This is a genomic window from Bacillus sp. L381 (assembly GCF_030284525.1).
Taxonomy (GTDB): domain Bacteria; phylum Bacillota; class Bacilli; order Bacillales; family Bacillaceae; genus Bacillus; species Bacillus amyloliquefaciens.
Genome location: NZ_CP127224.1, coordinates 2,935,001 through 2,955,052 on the forward strand (window position 1 = coordinate 2,935,001; position 20,052 = coordinate 2,955,052).

Here is a 20,052-nt window from a genome sequence, read left to right on the forward strand (position 1 = left end):
GAGAATGTAGTATGCATAGATTCTTTGCTTTGTCACAATCTATAACTGTTTCACGAATTCATAGAGGAGGTTGTTTACATGAGTGTTATTCAGCGTATTTGTCTCGTTTTAACGATTATCGGCGCTATTAACTGGGGACTGATCGGATTTTTCCAATTTGATTTAGTAGCAGCCATCTTCGGCGGCCAAGGATCAGCTCTGTCGCGGATTATTTACGGCCTTGTCGGCATCGCCGGTCTGATCAATCTCGGCCTGCTGTTTAAGCCGAACGAAGAAACATCCCGCGAGGAAGCAACAAATCCGGAAGTCAGATAAACATAAAAAAAGCACCGAACATACATATCCGGTGCTTTTTTTGATGCTTATTTTTTGATAAGGTCTTTGCGGTTGGACTGTTCAATCCACTCTTCAAGCTTATCTTTCAGTGTGTTGAAACCTTGCGGAGCAGAAGATTCTTCAGAAACTTGAGCCGCTTTCGGTTTTCTTGGTTTGCTTTCTTTTCTTTCAGGCGCAGCTTGAGTCGCACGGATAGAAAGGCTGATTTTACCTTTTTCTTCGTCAACTGCAAGTACTTTTACTTGTACTTCGTCACCGATTGAAAGGTGTTCATTGATGTCTTTTACGAAACCGTGAGTGACTTCAGAGATATGCACAAGTCCTTGAGTTTCTTCATCTAATGCAACAAACGCACCATACGCTTGTAATCCTGTTACTTTACCAGTGTAAACACTGCCCACTTCAAATTTTGCTGCCATTCATAACAACTCCTAAGTTAAATTAAATACAGTTTATACGCAATTTAAAATTATATCATACAAGTTTGTTTTTCGCAAAGAGAACTTTTTTTATGATGATGTTTAAGCACGGAAAAAGGGGGGTATACTATGATTACGAAGGCTTTCTAGTATTCCCCCCCTTTTATTTGGATGCGAACTGGGTTCGTATCTTTTTTTATGCCCTTTTTTCAACAAACCGTTTGATTCTGACGAGCGCTTCCTGAATCTGCTCAATGGATGTTGCATAGGAGCATCTGATGTACCCTTCGCCGCTCGGGCCGAACACATTCCCCGGAACGACGGCTACTTTTTCTTCAAGAAGCAGCTGTTCTGCGAATTCTTCTGAACTCATGCCGGTCGACTGAATGGAAGGAAAGGCGTAAAATGCTCCGCCGGGATGGTGGCAGCCGAGTCCGATTTCGTTTAGCGTTTCCACAATGAGATTTCGGCGTCTCCGGTAGCTTTTTTTCATTCTTTCCACGTCTTCCTGACCGTTTTTCAGCCCTTCAAGCGCCGCGTACTGCGCCATAGAAGGCGCGCACATCATCGCGTGCTGATGAATTTTGAGCATGGCGTCCCTGATCACGGGAGGCGCAGCCGTAAACCCGAGTCTCCATCCCGTCATGGCAAATGCTTTGGAGAACCCTGAAATAAGAATCGTCCGCTCCTTCATGCCGCGGATGGCCCCCATGCTCGTGAATGGCTCGTCATACGTCAATTCGGCATAAATTTCATCGGCAAGCACAATGATGTCGTGTTTTTCAGCGAAAGCAGCGATTGATTCAAGCTCTTCTTTTGAATAGACGGAACCTGTCGGATTTGACGGCGAACAAAGAAGCAGCGCTTTTGTTTTATCCGTCAAAGCCGCTTCAAAATCGGCTGCTGATGCTTTGAATCCTTTTTCAGCGGTAGTCTGAATCGGCACCGGCTTCGCTCCCGTCAGCGTCACGAGTGATTCATAGGCGACAAAACACGGTTCGGGAATTAACATTTCCTCTCCCGGATTCATAATGGCGCGGACAGCGAGATCAAGCGCCTGGCTTGCCCCTACCGTAACAATCAGTTCACTGTCAGGCGAATAATTCAGGCTGAACCGCCGATCTAAATAGCGGCTGATTTCTTCTCTCAGTTCATAAAGACCCGCATTTGCCGTATAAGCCGTATAGCCCTGTTCTAAAGAAAGAATACTCGCTTCCCTCACGTTCCAGGCCGTCACAAAGTCAGGTTCCCCCACTCCCAGTGAAATGACGCCTTCCATCGTAGCGGCCAGATCAAAGAATTTGCGGATGCCTGACGGTTTAATCTGCTGCACATAGTCAGATAAATAAGAAGTCTTCGTTTCCATTTACGGAGACACCACGATTCTTTTGTCATCGTCTCCGCTTTCAAAGACTTTGCCGTCATGCTTATATTTTTTCAGGATAAAGTGCGTTGTCGTGGAAACGACGGAATCAAGGGTGGACAGTTTTTCAGACACGAAGCTCGCAACGTCTGACATCGTGTTGCCGCGGATAACGACAGATAGGTCATACACCCCCGACATCAGGTACACTGATTCAACTTCCTGGAATCTGTATATCCGTTCAGCGACTTCATCAAAGCCGACATTTCGTTTCGGAGTGACTTTTACATCAATCATCGCCGTGACGCCTTCCAAACCGTCGACTTTGCGCCAATCAATCATCGCTGCATAATCAATGATGACTTTTTCCTTTTCAAGCTTTTCAATGATGCTTTTGACTTCATCGGCGGGAATGTTCGCCATTTTTGCAATCGTTTCCGCATCAACGCGGCTGTTTTCGTCTAAAATTTCTAATATTTCTGTTTCTTTTTCAGTCAGCTTCATATATTTCACACCTTTGCATTATCAAAAATCTTCATGACATTATATCACGATTTTCGACAAATGCTAAGAAAAACGCGAAAGAAACCAGAGCTAAAATCTGACAATCAAAAAAGCCTTTACATCACACCAAAGAAAGGACGGCGAAGCCTTTTATGGAAGCTGTTTCACCGATTAAACGGGCCGCGATACACGGAGTTGAGCTGTATTACGAGCATTATGAAAATCCCGGCAGAGACACACTCGTCTGCGTACACGGTTTTTTATCTTCGGCATTCAGCTTCAGAAAACTGATACCGCTGCTCAGAAGCCATTATGATATTATCGCCGTTGACCTGCCTCCTTTCGGACAATCGGAAAAATCACGGACGTTCGTATATACTTATGCAAACCTCGCCAAGCTTCTGATCGGACTTCTTGAAAAGCTCAATATCAGCCGGGCCGCGCTCGTCGGCCATTCGATGGGCGGCCAGATTTCCTTATCCGCGTCTCTTCTTAAACCCGAGCTTTTTTCTAAAATCGTCCTGCTGTGCAGCTCGGGGTATTTAAAACGCTCGCACCCGTCGATTATATTCGGAACGCATATCCCTTGTTTTGACTTGTATCTTAAGCATTGGCTTTCAAAAGACGGCGTGCTGAAAAACCTGTTAAATGTCGTACATGACCGGACGCTTATCGACCAGGAAATGATTGACGGTTATGAAAAACCATTTACAGACCGGCAGATTTTCAAAGCAATGACAAGGTTCATCAGGCACAGGGAGGGCGATTTGGACTCTGAAGATTTGAAGAGAGTACAAAACCCCACTCTTTTAATATGGGGAGAAGAAGACCGGGTCGTGCCGGTCTCAGTCGGAAAACGGCTTCACCGCGACCTCCCGGATTCCATTTTGTATTCGCTTAAAGATACGGGGCATCTCGTCCCCGAAGAGCGTCCGGAGTTTGTTTCGGAGCGGATTTTTGAATTCATCCAATAACAAAAACCGGCGATTCCGCCGGTTTTTAAGGGGTGCAGGAGCTGCTTTCTTTTATGAACAGCAGCTGCTCGGCCACCTTTTGGCAGCCTTCGATCGGAAGTTTTTGTTCAAATGAAGCTTCAAAGATATCCTGAATGGCTTCTGCCAGCTTGTCGGCACGATCTTCACGATAGACGGCCTGAACGATATCGACGGCTTCTGTCTCATAAAATTCTTCTCCATATTTAAACGGGTCCCACTTGGCAATGATTTTCATCATTCCCATGACCGCTTGGCTTTCTTCCATTTTCATCACCGCTTATAATAAAGTTTGTAAATCTATTTTACCATAGATACACTGTGAAAATAATGATACTACAGGAGTGACATACATGAACTTTGACCTTCGAGAAAACCGGCTTGGCACACAATCGGTGAAATGGGACACGGCAGAAGCGTTATTCGGCGTATCGGACGCACTTCCGATGTGGGTGGCCGATATGGATTTCCGAGCTCCCGAAGCGGTCACTGAAGCCTTAAAAGCCCGCCTTGACCACGGCATATTCGGTTATACGTCTCCTGACGAAAATACAAGAGAAGCCGTCGCTTCATGGCTTCATACTCGACACGACTACCGGCCCGAGCCCGCAAGCATCGTGTTCAGCCCCGGGGTTGTCACGGCGATCAGCATGGCCGTCCAGGCCTTTACCGAACCGGGAGATCCTGTTTTGATCCAGTCACCCGTGTATACGCCTTTTTATCAGATGATCGAGGAAAACAAACGGCGGGTTTTACATAACCCATTACGGAAAGAAAACGGAATCTACTGCATGGATTTTGAGGATCTTGAGAAAAAGCTGAGCGATTCCGAGGTTAAGCTGATGATTCTCTGCAATCCGCACAACCCGTCCGGCAGAGCGTGGAGCCGGGATGAGCTTTTGAAGCTCGGATCGCTGTGCGCCGCGCATAACGTCACCGTCGTTTCTGACGAAATACATTCCGACTTGATGCTGTACGGAAAGCCGCATACGCCTTTTGCTTCTCTGTCTGAGGATTTTGCGCGGATTTCCATTACTTGTGTCGCGCCGAGCAAGACGTTTAATATCGCCGGCATTCAGGCATCCGCCATTATCATTCCCGATCGGTATAAGCGGGTGAAATTCTCCGCCGCATTGCATCAGAACGGGATTTCCAGCCTGAACACATTTGCGGTTGCAGCAATCGAAGCCGCCTATACAAAGGGCGGCCCTTGGCTCGACGCGCTGATCCCTTACATTGAGGGAAATATGAAATTGGCTGAGGACTTTTTAAGAAAAGAATTGCCGAAAGTCCGCATGATGAGGCCTGACGCCTCCTATTTGATCTGGATGGATTTCAGCGAATACGGGTTTTCGGACGCAGAGCTCAGAGAAAGAATGCTCAAAAAAGGGAAAATCATTTTAGAACCGGGCACGAAATACGGACCCGGCGGTGAAGGATTTATGAGACTAAATGTCGGCTGTTCGGCCGCCGCCGTAAAAGAAGGGCTTGAGAGAATCAAAGCAGCGCTCGCTTAGCAGCCGAAAGAACGCCTTTATCAGAAGAGATAAGGGCGTTCGCTTTAGAGAAAAAATATACTTTTTTTGCCGGTAAAGATGTTATAATAGATTCATATTTACATAGGAAAGGATTTCGCATAAATGGAGATTGTAAAGGATTACCTGCTTCACTTCTCTTTTATACTATTCCCTATTTTTCTTTATCAAGTCTTCTGGCTCAGCAAGCCTGATTTGCTTGTGCCGAGAGCGAACCGCCTGCTGGTCGCCGTATTTGCAGCGTCATCTTCATCATTATGTACGGCATTTCCCATCCAGGAACTTCATTACGTCCGTTACGGATTGCAGCTGATTCCCATTATCGTCTGCCTGCTTTACTCCGGAACTGCCGCAGGACTTGCCGCAGGAGCAGTATCCGTTTTTTTTCAGCTCATATGGTTTGAACCTTCCGCTCTTTTTTTCTTATCCTTAATTCCTTTTTTAATCATCATTCCTATCCGGCTCCAAACGAAATGGCCTTTTTTTTCAAAGCGGAAGAAACTGCTTTTCGCTCTTCTCATCGGCTGCACTGAAGCCGCCCTATTAACCGCAGCTGTCTTCATCTATTCCGTAACCAATATTTTCAATTTTCAAAATCTATCTTCCATTTATTACGAGGCGGCAATATCCGTTTTTTTTCAGGTCAGCGCCCTGGTGCTGTGCATTTATTTGATTGAGATCATTGATGAGAACACGTCCATGCGGGCAAGGCTGATACACTCAGAAAAAATGGCTGTCGTCAGCGAGCTTGCGGCGAGCGTCGCCCATGAAGTCCGCAATCCGCTTACAGTCGTCAGAGGTTTTGTGCAGCTGCTGTTCAGCGGCGAACAGCTTCAGGACAAATCACACTCCGGGTATCAGAAGCTTGTGCTGTCCGAACTCGACCGGGCTCAGACGATCATAACGAATTATCTGGATATGGCGAAGCAGGATGATTATGAAAAGGAAAGATTTGATATTTCTCTGCTTGTGAAGGAAACAAGTTCCTTAATGGAGTCATACGCCAATTTTAAATCGGTGACGGTTACCGTTCGAAGCCAGCCGGATTTATATGTGTACGGGGACATAAAAAAACTGAAACAGGCCTTCATTAATCTGATTAAAAACAGTATTGAAGCTGTACCTTCTGAAAATGGCCGAATCGAGGTCTCCGTTCAAAAACAGGAACAGATGATTCTCATTCAGATTACGGATAACGGAATCGGCATGTCCGACGACGAACTTCAGAAACTCGGCAAGCCGTATTATACACTCAAGACTAACGGCACCGGGCTCGGACTTACTGTGACATTCTCGATTATTCAGCATCATGAAGGCTCCGTCTATTTCACCAGCGGCGAGCACTCGGGCACAACGGCCTCCGTCTGGCTTCCGGCAGCTGTTCACTAGCCAATCGCGCTGATCTTTTATAGAATAACCAGAGAGGTGAACGCTATGGATTCATTTGAAATCGGCACAATCGTAAAAGGGTTTTATAAAACAGGAGCATACATAGGGGAAGTGACAGACGTCAGGCCTAAGCACTATTTAGTAAAAATTAAAGCCGTTCTGACGCATCCCGCTCAAGGAGATCTTCATCATCCGAAGCAGGCGGATGTTCCGTTTTTTCATGAAAGAAGAGCGCTTGCATACGGGGAACAGACAAACATACCGCACCAGATGGTCAAACCGTTTGAAGGCGAGGTGCCTGACTATACGGCTTCCTTACAGGCTGCGGCTGCCCGGCTGAAAGATCAGCTCACAGCGGACGGCTCAGAATGGGCGGAACGTTCACTCGCCAGCTTGGCCGCGTTAGAGCGTGACTATTTTAAAGAACTTTGACCCAGTCGGCATGATTGGGTTTTTTTATGTGGCCCGGCGAAACAGTTCAGTCAGATCGACGCGATCACCGATCGTCGGAGGTTTCGGTTTTTCAAGATATTGTTTATCGCGCTCGACAAGCTTGAATAACTTGTAAGTCGTCATCGCATCATCCAGCGCTTTATGATGCGTGCCCGTCCCTTTATCGCCATACTCTTCAGCCGCTTTCCACAGGCCGGTCAATGTTCTGTCGCCGAAGAAGTTTTTGTATTCAAGGGACAGATCCCGGAGTTCTCCTTTAAATGGAAAGGGGATGTGGTTAAACATGCAATTTTGCTTTAACACTTTCATGTCCATATTGCCCCAGGTGACGATCGTGCAGTTTTTATCAGGATCAAGCTCATTTAATTTGCGGATGAATTCATTAAACGTGATTCCGCCGTCCACGTCTTCTTGAGTGATGTTCAGAAAGGTTTTGCATCGTTTCGTCAGCTTCGGAAATTTTTTCGGTTTGATATAACTCGAAAACGTTTCAGCCACTTCGTCATCCACCGTTTTGACAATCCCCGCTTCAATAATCTCGGGAAAGAAATTTTGCGGGCTGTATTTTCCGTCAGGCATCGTAAATTCAAAATCAATAATGAGCAGACTGCGCTGATCCACTTTTTTTACACCTGCCTTTCCTCCGATCAAAAATGATATTTTATGATAGTATATCAGTTTCCCCTCTGAAACTTTCTTCATTTTCTAAAAATAATGAATTTTCCTATATCCGCATCGAAAATACAAATACCGAATTCATTCCTATATACTTATTATTAGACACACGAAAAGTAAAGAAGGTGATGTTATTTCTGTCCGTAAGAAGAACTTCGTCGTCATTTGGATTACAAATTTCTTTGTTTCCGCCAGCATGACCATGATTGTTCCGTTTCTTTCGCTGTATATCGAATCGATCAGCCCCCACTCCGGCGGGTATGTGCAGAGATGGAGCGGGTATGTGTTCGGCGTCACGTTTTTAATGGCGTTTGTGATTTCTCCGTTTTGGGGAAGATTCGGCGATAAGCAGGGCTACAAAAAAATTCTTTTGATTACAGGAACCGGCATTGCCGCAAGCATTTTATTGATGGGGTTTGTGACATCGGTTTATCAGCTGTTTGTCCTGCGGCTGCTAATGGGCCTTGTGACAGGCTTTGTTCCGACATCGCTTGCCATGATTTCGGCGCAGACGCCGAAAGAGACTGCCGGGAAAACACTCGGCACCTTGCAGATGGGTCAGGTGTCAGGCACTTTATTCGGACCGATGCTGGGCGGGCTGCTCGCTGACAGCTTCGGGTTTACGTACACGTTTTTTATAACGTCTTTTGTCATTTTCGCATCCGTGCTTCTCGTTTTATTTCAGGTCAATGAGCAGCCGCTCGGCGAGAAACAAAGCAAGCGGAAAACCTATTCCAGAAAACAGGTGCTCTCCTATATTTTTCACCAGCCCGCGCTTTGGGCGATGATGGTGCTTACCATGATCGTGCAAACCGGCAATTTCAGCATTCAGCCGCTGCTCGCTTTATATGTCAATGAGCTGCACGGGCCTGTTAATTTAGCTTTTTTCTCCGGAATGGCATTTTCAGCTACCGGACTCGGAAGCTTATTGCTTGCCCGGAAATGGGGAGACTACGGCGACCGCTTCGGCCACAGCCGGATCTTAATCGTGCTTTTGATCGCATCAGCGGTGTTTTTTATTCCGCAGGCGCTCGCCTCCTCTCTCTCCATCCTTTTAGTCTTCAGATTTCTGTTCGGCATGGTCATGGGCGGCACGCTGCCCTGCATTACGGCAGCGATCCGCGTCAGGGCGCCGGGCAGCATTCAGGGTGAGGTGCTCGGCTATAACGTCAGCTTTCGGTTTCTCGGAAATGTGCTCGGCCCTCTGCTCGGAGGCGCGGTATCGAGCGGTTTTTCCATTTCGGCTGCTTTCTATGTCACCGCCTTTCTCTTTTTGGCAGGCGCGGGGCTTTTATGGATGGCCGGACATCTGCAAAAGGATACAGCGTCAAATGCGGGCTGACCGATCAGCAATCACGATTTCTTCTAAATTTAACCTTCTCGTATTCTTAAAAGAATGATACGATATGGCTAGAAATCAGGAGAAAAGAGAGTGACCATGGTACGTAAAATAATCGGATGGATTTTGCTGCTCGGCATTATCCCGTTGTTTGCATTTACAGTTATTGCTTCCGGCAAAGAGGTAAAACAAATCAAGCCTTTTGATCAGGTGCTCGATAAACATATTGATTTAAAAGCAATCAATCTGGTTCAAAACAGTTACATGTATGACAGGGACGGAAGCCTTGTTTCTGAAATTGTCAGCGATCATGAGAACCGCGTAATCGTGCCCTTCAATAAAATACCGAATGAGGTAAAACAGCTGTTTTTGACCTCTGAAGACCGTCATTTTTATGAGCATAAAGGATTTGATTTTATGGGGATGGTCAGGGCGGCCGCCTCCAATTTCAAAGATCATAAAATTGACCAGGGCGCCAGCACCATCACCCAGCAGCTGGCAAGGAACGTGTATTTAAGCCATGAACGCACCTTCAGCCGAAAACTGACGGAGCTGGCCTATTCCTATCAGCTTGAGAAAAAATACAGCAAAGATAAGATTTTAGAAGGCTACTTAAATACGATTTATTTTAATAACGGGGTATACGGTGTCGGTTCGGCGGCACAATTTTATTTCAGCAAGCCGCTGAAATCTCTCACCTTGGGAGAAATGGCTTTCATCTGCGCCATCCCTAATAACCCTACATTATATGATCCTCTCAAGCATTTTGACTATACGAAAAAACGACAAGTCAGATTGCTTAACGGATTAAAAAAAGCAGGCGTTATATCCGGAAAACAGCTTAAAAAAGCCGAAAAGGAACATATCAAACTTGATATAAACGAAAAAACAAACAAGTATCCTGACTATGTTTCCTATGTAAATGATGAATTCACACAGCTTGTTTCATCATCTGAAGGCTATGACAAACGCCTTGAAAAAGCTTCCGGAAAGGCGAAACAAAAAATTCAGGGCGAGCTTTCCGAAAGAGTCAGCACGCTGTTGAAAGACGGTGTGAAGATTTATACGGCGCTGAATCCGTATATGCAAAATCAGGTCGTCGCCCAAGTGAACCAAAATCTGCCGTATGCAGGCGTTCAGGGCGGAGCGGCCGTGATTAATCATCAGACGCATCAGATTATCGCACTTTCTGGCGGGAAAGATTATCATAAATATGATTTCAACCGTGCCTATCAGGCATACAGACAGCCCGGTTCATCCATTAAGCCGCTGCTTGATTACGGGCCTTACATTGAAAAGACCGGCGCCACGCCAAACAGCAAGATTGACGCAAGCAAATTCTGCAGTGCGGATTACTGCCCGCAAAACTACAATAACCGCACGTACGGCACGGTGACGCTGGAAACGGCGTTTAAATACTCGTACAACACACCGGCCATCAGAATTATGGACCGCGTGGGCGTCAATAAGGCGTTCAGCTACCTTGAACCGTTTCATTTCGCGAAGCTGGTCAGCGCGGATTACCGTCTGCCTGCGGCGCTGGGCGGTTTTACAAACGGGATGACGCCTCTTGAAATGACCAATGCGTACACCACATTCGGCAACAACGGCGTTTATACGCCGAGTCACGCGATTACTAAAGTGACTGATTTAAAAGGAAAAACGATATTAAAATGGAAAGACCAGCCGGCGCAGGTTTTCAGCGTACGGACCAACATGCAGATCAAAGAAATGATGAAAGCCGTCGTCAAAAGCGGAACAGGAAAAAAAGCGAATTTTAAAGCTCCGTACGTCGGCGGAAAATCAGGTACGTCAAATGACTATCACGACATGTGGTTTGTCGGCCTGACGGATGCTTATACAATGGGGGTATGGGTCGGCAAGGATACACCGTCAAGCGTCGAATATCTTCATGACGCAAGCCCTCAGCTTTCGATCTGGAAAAACACGCTGCAAGCAGCCTATTAAAGATAACGGAGGGGATCCGCCTTGAAACCAGCTCAGCTTCCGGACCGCGTACTTTTGTTTGACGGCGTCTGCAACTTATGCAACGGCGCCGTTCAATTCATCATTAAACGCGATCCGGCCGGCCTGATCTCATTTGCTTCATTGCAATCAGATACCGCCCGTGAGCTTTTGGCATCAGAAGGACTTCCGACAGAACAATTTGACAGCATGATTTTTATCGAAAACGGACGGATATACAGAAAATCCCAAGCGGTATTGAAGGTTGCCCGTCATCTCCGCGGAGCCTGGCGGCTGTCTTCGGTTTTTTTCGCAGTGCCCCGCCCCCTCAGGGACAGAGCCTATTCTTTCATCGCCCGGCGCCGTTACAAATGGTTCGGAAAAAGGGAAGCATGCATGCTCCCCTCCCCTGAGATCAAAAACAGATTTCTGTCTTAACAAAAATGGCTAGCTTACACAGGTAAGCTAGCCATTATGCTATTATAAAGCTTGATAAAAATGTACAAAATACCGATAACAAAAGTAAACCAAAACAGAATCTCAAACAATATAAAACCGATCAGGGAAACGATCGAGAGCGTTGAATAGATTCTGTACACCATGAAGATCAAATAAACGAGCGTAATGACGGCAAATAACGCCGCAATCCAGAAACCATTCTGCACAAGCGCAAAGGAAAGAATTCCTCCGCCTACATAAATTAAAGAGCCTAATCTGATTTTTTTCAGGTTGTCCCCTTCAGGGTCATTTGTGAAAAACAAAAGAGACAGCTCTGTCACTGTGTTTGCAATCAGCTTTAAAGCCGAAAAAAGCATAAAATACACAAGGGCGAACGCTGCAAAAAGCGCCAGTCTGATCCCTTTCTCGGAGAAATAATCCAGCATCCCCTGATACATGCCGAGCGACTGAAGCATCTTCATGGCATAAAGCGAGGTAGATATGGATAATGACGAACTAAAAAGCAGAATCGCAACGAGCGGAAAATAACCCGTCCAATAAGTATTTTTCATATAATAAGTCCCTTTCTGTAATCTACCTCACTTATTATGGAGGACTTAAAACACATTGACAAGATAAAAAATTCCATTTTTCCTCACTTTTACGAAATATGAGCCCGATCTTCACAAACCGGCTTTTTCGGAGTAAAGTAGAACGCGGGAATGATAAACGTAAGGAAGGCTGTTATGAAAAAAACATTAAAATTGCAAACCCGATTAACGATATTCGTCTGTATTGTCGTTCTGATCGCACTTTGTATCACTTTTTTCACCATCAGCGTCCAGACCGCAGACCGCGTGAAAGAAGAAGAACGGACAACCGCGCTGCGCACCGCAAAACTGGTCGCGGAAACACCGGGTGTCGCACAGGCATTGCAAACAAGAAAAGGGCTGAAAGAGCTCCAGGATTATACATTGGACGTCCAGCACACGACAGGAACCGAATTTGTCGTGGTTATGGATATGAACAGCATCCGCCTCACCCACCCCGACGCAAATAAAATCGGGAAGAAATTCACCGGCGGAGACGAGCAGCCGGCGATGCACGGCCATATCAAAACGAGCACATCAGCGGGAACGCTCGGGAAATCCATGAGAGCCTTCGTTCCGATCTATGGAAAAGATAAAAAACAATTGGGCGTCGTTTCAGTCGGAATTTCGCTGAACAAAATACAGGATGTCGTGAGCCACAGTTTGAGACCGCTTTATTTCATTATCTGCGTAAGTATTTTTGTCGGCGTCATAGGAGCTGTGATTGTCGCCCGCACCGTCAAAAACATCATGTACGGTCTTGAGCCTTATGAAATCGCCACCCTGCTGGAAGAGCGGAGCGCCATGCTCGAATCCACAAAGGAGGGCATCCTGGCGGTTGACGCGGGGGGAAAAATTAAGCTTGCCAATGCGGAAGCGAAACGCCTTTTTATTAAAATGGGTATTCCGACTAATCCGGTCGATCAAGATGTGAACGATATTCTTCCGAAAAGCCGGCTGAAGCAAGTGATTGAAACGAAAAAACCGCTTCAGGACAGGGATATCCGCATTAACGGCCTAGAGCTGGTCTTTAATGAGGTTCCGATTCATCTGAAGGGACAAACCGTCGGAGCAATCGCGACTTTCAGGGACAAAACGGAGGTCAAACATTTAGCAGAACAGCTGTCCGGTGTTAAAATGTATGCAAACGCGTTAAGAGCACAGTCTCATGAATTCATGAATAAGCTCCATGTCATTTTAGGACTTGTACAGTTAAAAGAATACGATGACCTCGGCACTTATATTAAAGATATCGCTATTCAGCAAAAGACGGAAACAAGCGAAATTATAAGCGATGTTAAAAGCCCGGTTCTCGCAGGGTTTCTTTTAGGAAAACAAAGCTACATACGCGAACAGGGCGCTGATCTGGACATTCAGCTTGGCAGCCTGATTCCGAATGCGGCGGATCCTGCCGTCATCCATGAGCTCATTACGATTATCGGAAATCTGTTAAACAACGCGCTTGACGCGGTGGCGCAAATGCCGAAGAAAAACATCACGTGTTCGATGCGGTTTCAGGATCGCCAGCTTAATATAGAAATTACGGACACCGGGGCCGGAATGTCTGCCGAAGACCAAACCCGCATTTTTGAACAGGGGTATTCCACGAAAGGAACAAACCGGGGATTCGGCCTCTATTTTACCCAGCAGGCAACAGAAAATTTAAAAGGCCACATGATTGTGACAAGTGAAAAGAATGAAGGAACGACTTTCAGTCTTCGCATTCCGTATGAACCGAAGGAGGAAAATGATGATTAATGTACTCATAGTTGAAGACGACCCCATGGTGGGTGAATTAAATAAACGCTATCTCAGCCAGATTGAAGGCTTTCAGCTGAAAGGGATCGCTTCATCCTTTCAAAGCGCGCTGCACGTGTTAAGCGAGCATCATATCGACCTCGTCCTTCTTGACATTTACATGCCGGGAAAAAACGGGCTTGAGCTTTTAACGGAAATCCGCAAACAAAATGAATCGGTCGATGTCATCGTCATTTCAGCCGCAAGCGAGCTGGATGTCATCAAAAAAACGCTTCGGTACGGCGCCGTCGATTATTTAATCAAACCATTTGAGTTTGACCGCTTTCAAACCGCCCTTTCCGACTACAGACGCAAGCAGAAGGTTTATCAATCACACAGAAGCATGACACAGAAAGAATTGGATGCGGAGCTTTTTCAAAAGAAAGAAGCGGCTGAAAAAGTTCACCTTCCGAAGGGCCTGACAAAAAGCACGCTTAAACTCATCTGGGCAAGCATCGAATCTTTCGGAGACAGCTCTTTTACCACTGAAGATCTCGCCAAGCATACTGAAATCTCGCAAGTCTCCATCCGGAAATACCTTAAATTTTTGGAGGATACTCAAGTGCTGAACGTAGAGATGGCGTACGGCACGATCGGCAGACCGGTCTTTCAATACCATATCAACACCGGCAATGTCAGCAGCATAAAACAATATTTATAATGTCAAAAAGCGCCGTTCCGCCGTGAACGGTGCTTTTTTACTGCCATTCCCCGTGACAAAAGGCTTGCGGTTCCTTTTTTATATGCTATATAAGAATAATGACCCGGCGGATCCTCCTATGATTTATCCAGATGAGGAAAGCGGTTCATAAAATTGATATTTTTTAAAAATAAGCAAATTTCTATTTATTTATGGCGGGTAAAATGATAAATTATGATTGGTTAGCTGATCTTTTCAGGTAAGCCATAAGTCCCAATTCGGAAGAGACAGCCGCTTAGGCGGGAAAAAGAGAGATCGTCTCATCATTATTATCAGAAAGTTTTTTCGATTCTGTATCCGGGACGGTGACTCGAGTCTGAAAGGAACGGCATCAGCCATATTTTACAGGGGGGTTATATCTTTGAAAAAACGCAAAATCGGAATGGCGATGGCGCTCATCGCGGCTGCCGGAACCATATTAAGCGCATGCGGTTCAAGTGACAAAGCAAACGGCTCCGGAAGCAAAAACTTTACCGTCGGCATGGTCACAGATATCGGCGGCGTCGATGACAAATCATTCAACCAGTCCGCCTGGGAAGGCATCCAGGCATTCGGAAAGGACAACGGGCTTACGAAAGGCAAAAGCGGTTTTGACTATCTTCAATCAAAATCAGATGCGGATTATACAACGAACTTAAATAAATTAGCGCGTGAACACTTTGACCTGATATACGGAGTTGGGTATTTGATGCAGGATTCCATCAGCGAAATCGCCGATCAGCGCAAAGACACGAATTTTGCGATTATTGACGCCGTTGTCAAAAAAGACAACGTGGCGAGCCTTACATTTAAAGAGCAGGAAGGTTCATTCCTCGTGGGAGCGGCCGCTGCGTTATCGAGCAAAACGGGAAAAGTCGGATTCGTGGGCGGAATGGAGTCTGAATTGATCAAAAAATTCGAAATCGGCTTCCGCGCCGGTGTACAAGCCGCAAATCCGAAAGCGGTCGTCGAAGTGAAATATGCGGGCGGATTTGACAAAGCCGATGTCGGCAAGGCGACGGCTGAAAGCATGTACAAATCCGGCGTTGACGTCATTTATCACGCGGCCGGCGCAACGGGAACGGGCGTCTTCACTGAAGCCAAAAATCTTAAAAAAGAAGATCCGAAGCGGAACGTATGGGTCATCGGTGTTGATAAAGACCAGTACGCAGAAGGTCAAGTCGAAGGCACAAAAGACAATGTCACACTTACATCAATGGTCAAAAAAGTGGATACAGCCGTGAAGGACTTAACGAAAAAAGCAAGTGACGGAAAATTCCCGGGCGGCAAAACATTAACATACGGATTGGCGCAAGATGCAGTCGGCATCTCGGATCACAAGGAAAACCTTTCTGACGATGTCATCAAAGCAACAGACGATTGGAAGAAGAAAATCGCGGACGGACTCAAGATCCCTTCAACTGAAAAAGAATTGAAATCCTTCAAGGCTGAGTAAGAATCAGGGGATAAGGAGACTTTCGTGCTTATCCCCTCTCTTTTTTGAAAAGAGCGGTGAAGGAAAAGCTGCATCTTTTGCAGCTTTTCTTTTGCCAAGCTCTTTTTCATCAAAGCATCTCTAAAAAGGAGCGTCAAATCGGTGGATTATATCATTGAAATGCTTAATATACGCAAGGAATTTCCCGGAATCGTCGCCAATGATGACGTCACGCTTCAAGTGAAAAAAGGCGAAATACACGCCCTGCTCGGTGAAAACGGCGCGGGAAAATCGACACTCATGAACGTTTTATTCGGCCTGTATCAGCCGGAAAAAGGCGAGATCCGGGTGCGGGGTGAACGCGTTCACATCAACAGCCCGAACAAAGCCAATGATCTCGGCATCGGGATGGTGCACCAGCATTTTATGCTTGTGGATACCTTTACCGTCTCAGAAAATATTATTCTCGGAAAAGAGCCGAAAACATTGGGCCGGATTGACAGACAGCGCGCCGCCCGGGACGTGCGCGATATTTCCGGCCGTTACGGCCTGCAGATTGATCCCGAAGCCAAAGTTGCCGATATTTCTGTCGGCATGCAGCAGCGGGCGGAAATATTAAAGACCCTCTACAGAGGTGCCGACATTCTCATTTTTGATGAACCGACCGCGGTGCTGACCCCGCACGAAATTCAAGAACTGATTCAGATTATGAAAAACCTGGTCAATGAAGGAAAATCAATTATCCTCATCACCCACAAATTAAAAGAAATTATGGAAGTCTGCGACCGTGTCACCATCATCCGGAAAGGAAAAGGCATTACAACACTCGATGTCGCACAGACGGATCAAGATGAACTGGCAAGCCTTATGGTCGGGCGCGAAGTTTCATTCAAAACGGATAAACAACCGGCTGATCCGAAACAAGAAGTGCTTTCGCTTTCTGATGTAACGGTTAAAGACGCGCGCGGAGTTGAGGCGGTCAAACAGCTCTCCCTCTCTGTCAGAGCCGGTGAAATCGTCGGCATTGCGGGCGTTGACGGAAACGGCCAGTCTGAATTAATTGAGGCTATTACAGGTCTCAGAAAAACACATGCCGGCACCATCACGTTAAACGGCAGACAGCTGCAAAACATGCCCCCGCGGAAAATTACTGAAGCCGGAATCGGGCATATACCGCAGGACAGACATAAACACGGGCTCGTCCTTGATTTTCCGATCGGAGAAAATATCGTGCTGCAAAGTTATTATCAAAAGCCCTACTCTTCTTTCGGCATATTAAATAAACACGCGATTTATGACAAAGCGCGAAGCCTGATTGAAGAATACGACGTCAGAACGCCTGATGAATATACGCCTGCGCGCGCGCTGTCGGGAGGAAATCAGCAAAAGGCCATAATCGGGCGGGAAGTGGACAGAAATCCGGATCTTTTAATTGCGGCCCAGCCGACGCGGGGACTCGATGTCGGCGCGATTGAATTCGTCCATAAAAAGCTCATTGAGCAGCGTGACGCCGGTAAAGCGGTGCTGCTATTGTCTTTTGAGCTTGATGAAATCATGAATCTCAGCGATCGCATCGCCGTCATCTTTGAAGGCAGCATCATCGCAAACGTCAATCCGCTTGAAACAAATGAGCAAGAGCTCGGACTTTTAATGGCGGGAAGTAAGCAAATGGAGGCAGGGAAAATACATGATTAATCGACTTTCTCATCTGGCTGTGCCGCTGATTGCGATCATCCTTGGTTTGGCTACGGGCGCGGTCATCATGCTCGCCAGCGGCTACAATGTGGCAAGCGGGTATTCGGCTCTTTGGAACGGCATTTTCGGCGAGGTGTATTACATCGGGGAAACAATCCGGCAGATTACGCCTTATATTTTGTCCGGATTGGCTGTGGCGTTCGCATTTCGGACCGGCCTGTTCAATATCGGTGTTGAAGGACAGCTCCTTGTCGGCTGGACCGCCGCGGTTTGGGTCGGTACTTCCTTTGACGCCCCCGCTTACATCCACCTTCCGCTTGCGTTATTGGCGGCTGCCGCCGCGGGAGGCATTTGGGGGCTGATTCCCGGATTTTTAAAAGCCCGTTTTTTTGTCCATGAAGTGATTGTCACGATCATGATGAACTATATCGCTCTTCATTTAACCAATTATCTCATTTCCGATGTCATGACCGATCACCGGGACAAAACAGGCAAAATTCATGAAAGCGCGTCGCTCCGCTCGCCGTTTTTAGAGCAGCTGACAGATTACTCCCGCCTTCACTGGGGCATTCTGATCGCTCTCTTCATGGCTGTCTTCATGTGGTTTATCATTCATAAAACAAAAAGCGGATTCGAATTCCGGGCTGTAGGCTTTAACCAGCACGCCGCACAATACGCCGGAATGAGCGTCAGAAAAAATATGATGTACGCCATGATGATTTCCGGTGCATTCGCGGGGCTGGCCGGCGCTATGGAAGGACTCGGAACCTTTCAATATGCGGCGGTTAAAGGCGCGTTTACCGGAGTCGGGTTCGACGGCATCGCGGTTGCGCTTCTCGGCGGCAGCACGGCAATCGGCGTGGTTCTTGCGGCATGTCTTCTCGGCGGCCTTAAAGTCGGCGCCTTAAATATGCCGATTGAATCCGGCGTGCCTTCTGAAGTCGTTGACATCGTCATCGCCATTATTATTTTATTTGTGGCATCAAGCTACGCCATCCGGCTCATCCTTGATAAATTGAAAAATAAGGGGGCGAAGTAAGTGGACTTCCTGCAGATTTTATCCATTATTGTCCCGGCAACACTCGTATATGCGGCTCCGCTTATTTTAACCGCTCTCGGCGGCGTGTTCTCCGAAAGATCAGGAGTTGTCAATATCGGGCTTGAAGGACTGATGATTATCGGCGCCTTTACAAACGTCATGTTCAACTTATTTTTCGGACGCGAGCTCGGTGCCGCTGCTCCGTGGCTCGCCTTGGCTGCCGCCATGATTGCGGGCGGGCTGTTCTCGCTGATTCACGCGGCTGCTGCGGTTTCTTTCCGCGCCGACCAGACGGTAACCGGTGTGGCGATCAATATGCTCGCGTTAGGAGCGACGCTGTTTATCGTCAAGCTGATTTACGGAAAAGCTCAGACTGATAAAATTCCCGAGCCCTTTTACAAAACGAACATCCCCGGGTTAAGCGATATTCCGGTTTTAGGAAAGATTTTCTTTTCTGACGTATATTATACGTCGATTTTAGCTATCGTACTGGCCTTTGTTTCCTGGTTTATTTTATTCAAAACGCCGTTCGGCCTCCGTATCCGTTCTGTCGGCGAACACCCGATGGCGGCCGATACGATGGGAATCAACGTGTTCGGCATGCGCTATATCGGCGTCATGATCAGCGGGCTGTTCGGCGGGCTCGGCGGCGGTGTATATGCTTCCACGATCGCGCTTGATTTCACGCACTCCACCATTTCCGGGCAAGGCTTTATCGCTCTTGCCGCTCTTGTTTTCGGCAAATGGCATCCGATCGGCGCGCTAGGGGCGGCGCTGTTCTTCGGATTTGCGCAAAGTTTAAGCATTATCGGCTCGCTTTTGCCCCTGTTCAAAGACATTCCGAATGTATACATGCTGATGGCCCCTTACATTCTGACCATTCTCGCGCTTGCCGGCTTCATCGGCCGTGCGGATGCGCCTAAAGCCAACGGCATCCCTTACATTAAAGGAAAACGCTGATCATCACAAAAAAAAAGAGTTCCGCGCCCTGGTGCCGGAACTCTTTTCATTTATAGACGATTCTTATATACTCACGCGGCTGAAACGGCGTTTGTATTGATTCAGCCGCACTCAGCTTGCCGTGTGCGTATTCCGCACCGAGAAAAAAACTCTCCCATTCATCTGCCTCCGTCTGCTGCCGTCCTTTGCAAAAATCGTCCGCTATGAATGTTCCTGCGATAATAGAGCAAAATATTCCAATACAGGCCGCCGCCTTTCTCTTCATCTGACCAGCTCCTTTTTTAAAGCTTGATCTGAAAGATAAAAGTATATACAAAGATCAGGATATTTGATAAATTTATTTTGAGTTCAAAAGACCACAAAAATACAGAGAGGAATACATTATGCCGTAGCAGGGTAAAAAAAAGTGCGATATAATTTGTACTGGGTCCTATGACCGTGAATTGATT

At 46.8% G+C, this 20,052-nt stretch carries 21 protein-coding genes; 14 read left to right on the forward strand and 7 right to left on the reverse strand.

Annotation, left to right across the window (positions count from 1 at the left end; all coding sequences use genetic code 11):
• Nucleotides 1-78 precede the first annotated feature (78 nt).
• Nucleotides 79-315, forward strand: a complete 237-nt coding sequence (locus QRX25_RS15140) for a DUF378 domain-containing protein (protein ID WP_013353365.1) — start codon at nucleotides 79-81, stop codon at nucleotides 313-315.
• A gap of 47 nt (nucleotides 316-362) precedes the next feature.
• On the opposite strand, the gene yugI is transcribed toward QRX25_RS15140, so the two are convergent.
• The 3 genes from yugI to QRX25_RS15155 form a co-directional block, all read right to left on the reverse strand.
• Nucleotides 363-755 (reverse strand): S1 domain-containing post-transcriptional regulator GSP13, encoded by a 393-nt coding sequence (yugI, locus tag QRX25_RS15145; protein WP_065982182.1) that lies wholly within the window; start codon nucleotides 753-755, stop codon nucleotides 363-365.
• Between the two features lie 196 nt (nucleotides 756-951).
• Complete coding sequence (locus tag QRX25_RS15150; RefSeq protein ID WP_065982183.1) at nucleotides 952-2,121, reverse strand: aminotransferase; 1,170 nt, start codon at nucleotides 2,119-2,121, stop codon at nucleotides 952-954.
• Nucleotides 2,122-2,622, reverse strand: coding sequence for an Lrp/AsnC family transcriptional regulator (locus tag QRX25_RS15155; RefSeq protein WP_013353368.1), 501 nt, complete (start codon nucleotides 2,620-2,622; stop codon nucleotides 2,122-2,124).
• Between the two features lie 152 nt (nucleotides 2,623-2,774).
• On the opposite strand from QRX25_RS15155, the gene QRX25_RS15160 reads away from it, so the two are divergent.
• Nucleotides 2,775-3,596: an alpha/beta fold hydrolase gene (locus QRX25_RS15160; protein WP_212099053.1), complete on the forward strand. Its 822-nt coding sequence runs from the start codon at nucleotides 2,775-2,777 to the stop codon at nucleotides 3,594-3,596.
• Nucleotides 3,597-3,621: 25 nt separating this feature from the next.
• Here QRX25_RS15160 and QRX25_RS15165 read toward each other — a convergent pair whose 3' ends face one another.
• The gene (locus QRX25_RS15165) at nucleotides 3,622-3,882 is read right to left on the reverse strand and encodes a DUF1871 family protein (RefSeq protein ID WP_013353370.1); all 261 of its coding nucleotides are present in this window, start codon (nucleotides 3,880-3,882) and stop codon (nucleotides 3,622-3,624) included.
• An 85-nt stretch (nucleotides 3,883-3,967) separates the two neighbouring features.
• On the opposite strand from QRX25_RS15165, the gene QRX25_RS15170 reads away from it, so the two are divergent.
• From QRX25_RS15170 to kapB, 3 genes are all read left to right on the forward strand, one after another.
• Nucleotides 3,968-5,131 carry a MalY/PatB family protein gene (locus tag QRX25_RS15170; RefSeq protein ID WP_212099056.1) on the forward strand — a complete coding sequence of 388 codons (1,164 nt, stop codon included), beginning with the start codon at nucleotides 3,968-3,970 and terminating at the stop codon, nucleotides 5,129-5,131.
• A 123-nt stretch (nucleotides 5,132-5,254) separates the two neighbouring features.
• Nucleotides 5,255-6,538 (forward strand): ATP-binding protein, encoded by a 1,284-nt coding sequence (locus tag QRX25_RS15175; protein ID WP_212099059.1) that lies wholly within the window; start codon nucleotides 5,255-5,257, stop codon nucleotides 6,536-6,538.
• Between the two features lie 45 nt (nucleotides 6,539-6,583).
• Nucleotides 6,584-6,970 carry a kinase-associated lipoprotein KapB gene (kapB, locus tag QRX25_RS15180; RefSeq protein ID WP_065522129.1) on the forward strand — a complete coding sequence of 129 codons (387 nt, stop codon included), beginning with the start codon at nucleotides 6,584-6,586 and terminating at the stop codon, nucleotides 6,968-6,970.
• Nucleotides 6,971-6,994: 24 nt separating this feature from the next.
• Here the strand turns inward: kapB and kapD are convergent, their stop codons facing one another.
• Nucleotides 6,995-7,612 (reverse strand): 3'-5' exonuclease KapD, encoded by a 618-nt coding sequence (gene kapD / locus QRX25_RS15185; RefSeq protein WP_045509527.1) that lies wholly within the window; start codon nucleotides 7,610-7,612, stop codon nucleotides 6,995-6,997.
• Nucleotides 7,613-7,763: 151 nt separating this feature from the next.
• Between kapD and QRX25_RS15190 the strand changes: the two genes are divergently transcribed.
• From QRX25_RS15190 to QRX25_RS15200, 3 genes are all read left to right on the forward strand, one after another.
• Complete coding sequence (locus QRX25_RS15190) at nucleotides 7,764-9,008, forward strand: MFS transporter (protein WP_076983244.1); 1,245 nt, start codon at nucleotides 7,764-7,766, stop codon at nucleotides 9,006-9,008.
• 90 nt (nucleotides 9,009-9,098) lie between these two features.
• Nucleotides 9,099-10,973, forward strand: a complete 1,875-nt coding sequence (locus QRX25_RS15195; protein WP_212099064.1) for a transglycosylase domain-containing protein — start codon at nucleotides 9,099-9,101, stop codon at nucleotides 10,971-10,973.
• Between the two features lie 21 nt (nucleotides 10,974-10,994).
• Entirely contained in the window at nucleotides 10,995-11,408 is a 414-nt protein-coding gene (locus QRX25_RS15200) for a thiol-disulfide oxidoreductase DCC family protein (protein WP_013353377.1), read from the forward strand.
• A 14-nt stretch (nucleotides 11,409-11,422) separates the two neighbouring features.
• On the opposite strand, the gene QRX25_RS15205 is transcribed toward QRX25_RS15200, so the two are convergent.
• The gene (locus QRX25_RS15205) at nucleotides 11,423-11,980 is read right to left on the reverse strand and encodes a YufK family protein (RefSeq protein ID WP_071347705.1); all 558 of its coding nucleotides are present in this window, start codon (nucleotides 11,978-11,980) and stop codon (nucleotides 11,423-11,425) included.
• A gap of 174 nt (nucleotides 11,981-12,154) precedes the next feature.
• On the opposite strand from QRX25_RS15205, the gene malK reads away from it, so the two are divergent.
• The 6 genes from malK to nupQ all read left to right on the forward strand — a co-directional run bounded on the left by malK (nucleotide 12,155) and on the right by nupQ (nucleotide 19,603).
• Entirely contained in the window at nucleotides 12,155-13,756 is a 1,602-nt protein-coding gene (malK, locus tag QRX25_RS15210) for a malate sensor histidine kinase MalK (RefSeq protein ID WP_065982189.1), read from the forward strand.
• Nucleotides 13,749-14,456, forward strand: coding sequence for a two-component system response regulator MaeM (gene maeM / locus QRX25_RS15215; protein WP_065982190.1), 708 nt, complete (start codon nucleotides 13,749-13,751; stop codon nucleotides 14,454-14,456). The genes malK and maeM overlap by 8 nt, the downstream gene beginning before the upstream one ends.
• Nucleotides 14,457-14,856: 400 nt before the next feature.
• On the forward strand, nucleotides 14,857-15,930 hold the full coding sequence (locus QRX25_RS15220; RefSeq protein ID WP_065982191.1) for a BMP family lipoprotein: 1,074 nt from the start codon (nucleotides 14,857-14,859) through the stop codon (nucleotides 15,928-15,930).
• Between the two features lie 141 nt (nucleotides 15,931-16,071).
• Nucleotides 16,072-17,604 carry an ABC transporter ATP-binding protein gene (locus QRX25_RS15225; protein WP_065982192.1) on the forward strand — a complete coding sequence of 511 codons (1,533 nt, stop codon included), beginning with the start codon at nucleotides 16,072-16,074 and terminating at the stop codon, nucleotides 17,602-17,604.
• Nucleotides 17,597-18,643: an ABC transporter permease gene (locus QRX25_RS15230; RefSeq protein ID WP_212099067.1), complete on the forward strand. Its 1,047-nt coding sequence runs from the start codon at nucleotides 17,597-17,599 to the stop codon at nucleotides 18,641-18,643. The genes QRX25_RS15225 and QRX25_RS15230 overlap by 8 nt, the downstream gene beginning before the upstream one ends.
• Nucleotides 18,644-19,603 carry an ABC transporter permease gene (gene nupQ / locus QRX25_RS15235; protein WP_212099070.1) on the forward strand — a complete coding sequence of 320 codons (960 nt, stop codon included), beginning with the start codon at nucleotides 18,644-18,646 and terminating at the stop codon, nucleotides 19,601-19,603.
• A 46-nt stretch (nucleotides 19,604-19,649) separates the two neighbouring features.
• Here the strand turns inward: nupQ and QRX25_RS15240 are convergent, their stop codons facing one another.
• Nucleotides 19,650-19,868: a hypothetical protein gene (locus tag QRX25_RS15240; protein WP_065982193.1), complete on the reverse strand. Its 219-nt coding sequence runs from the start codon at nucleotides 19,866-19,868 to the stop codon at nucleotides 19,650-19,652.
• Nucleotides 19,869-20,052 lie beyond the last annotated feature (184 nt).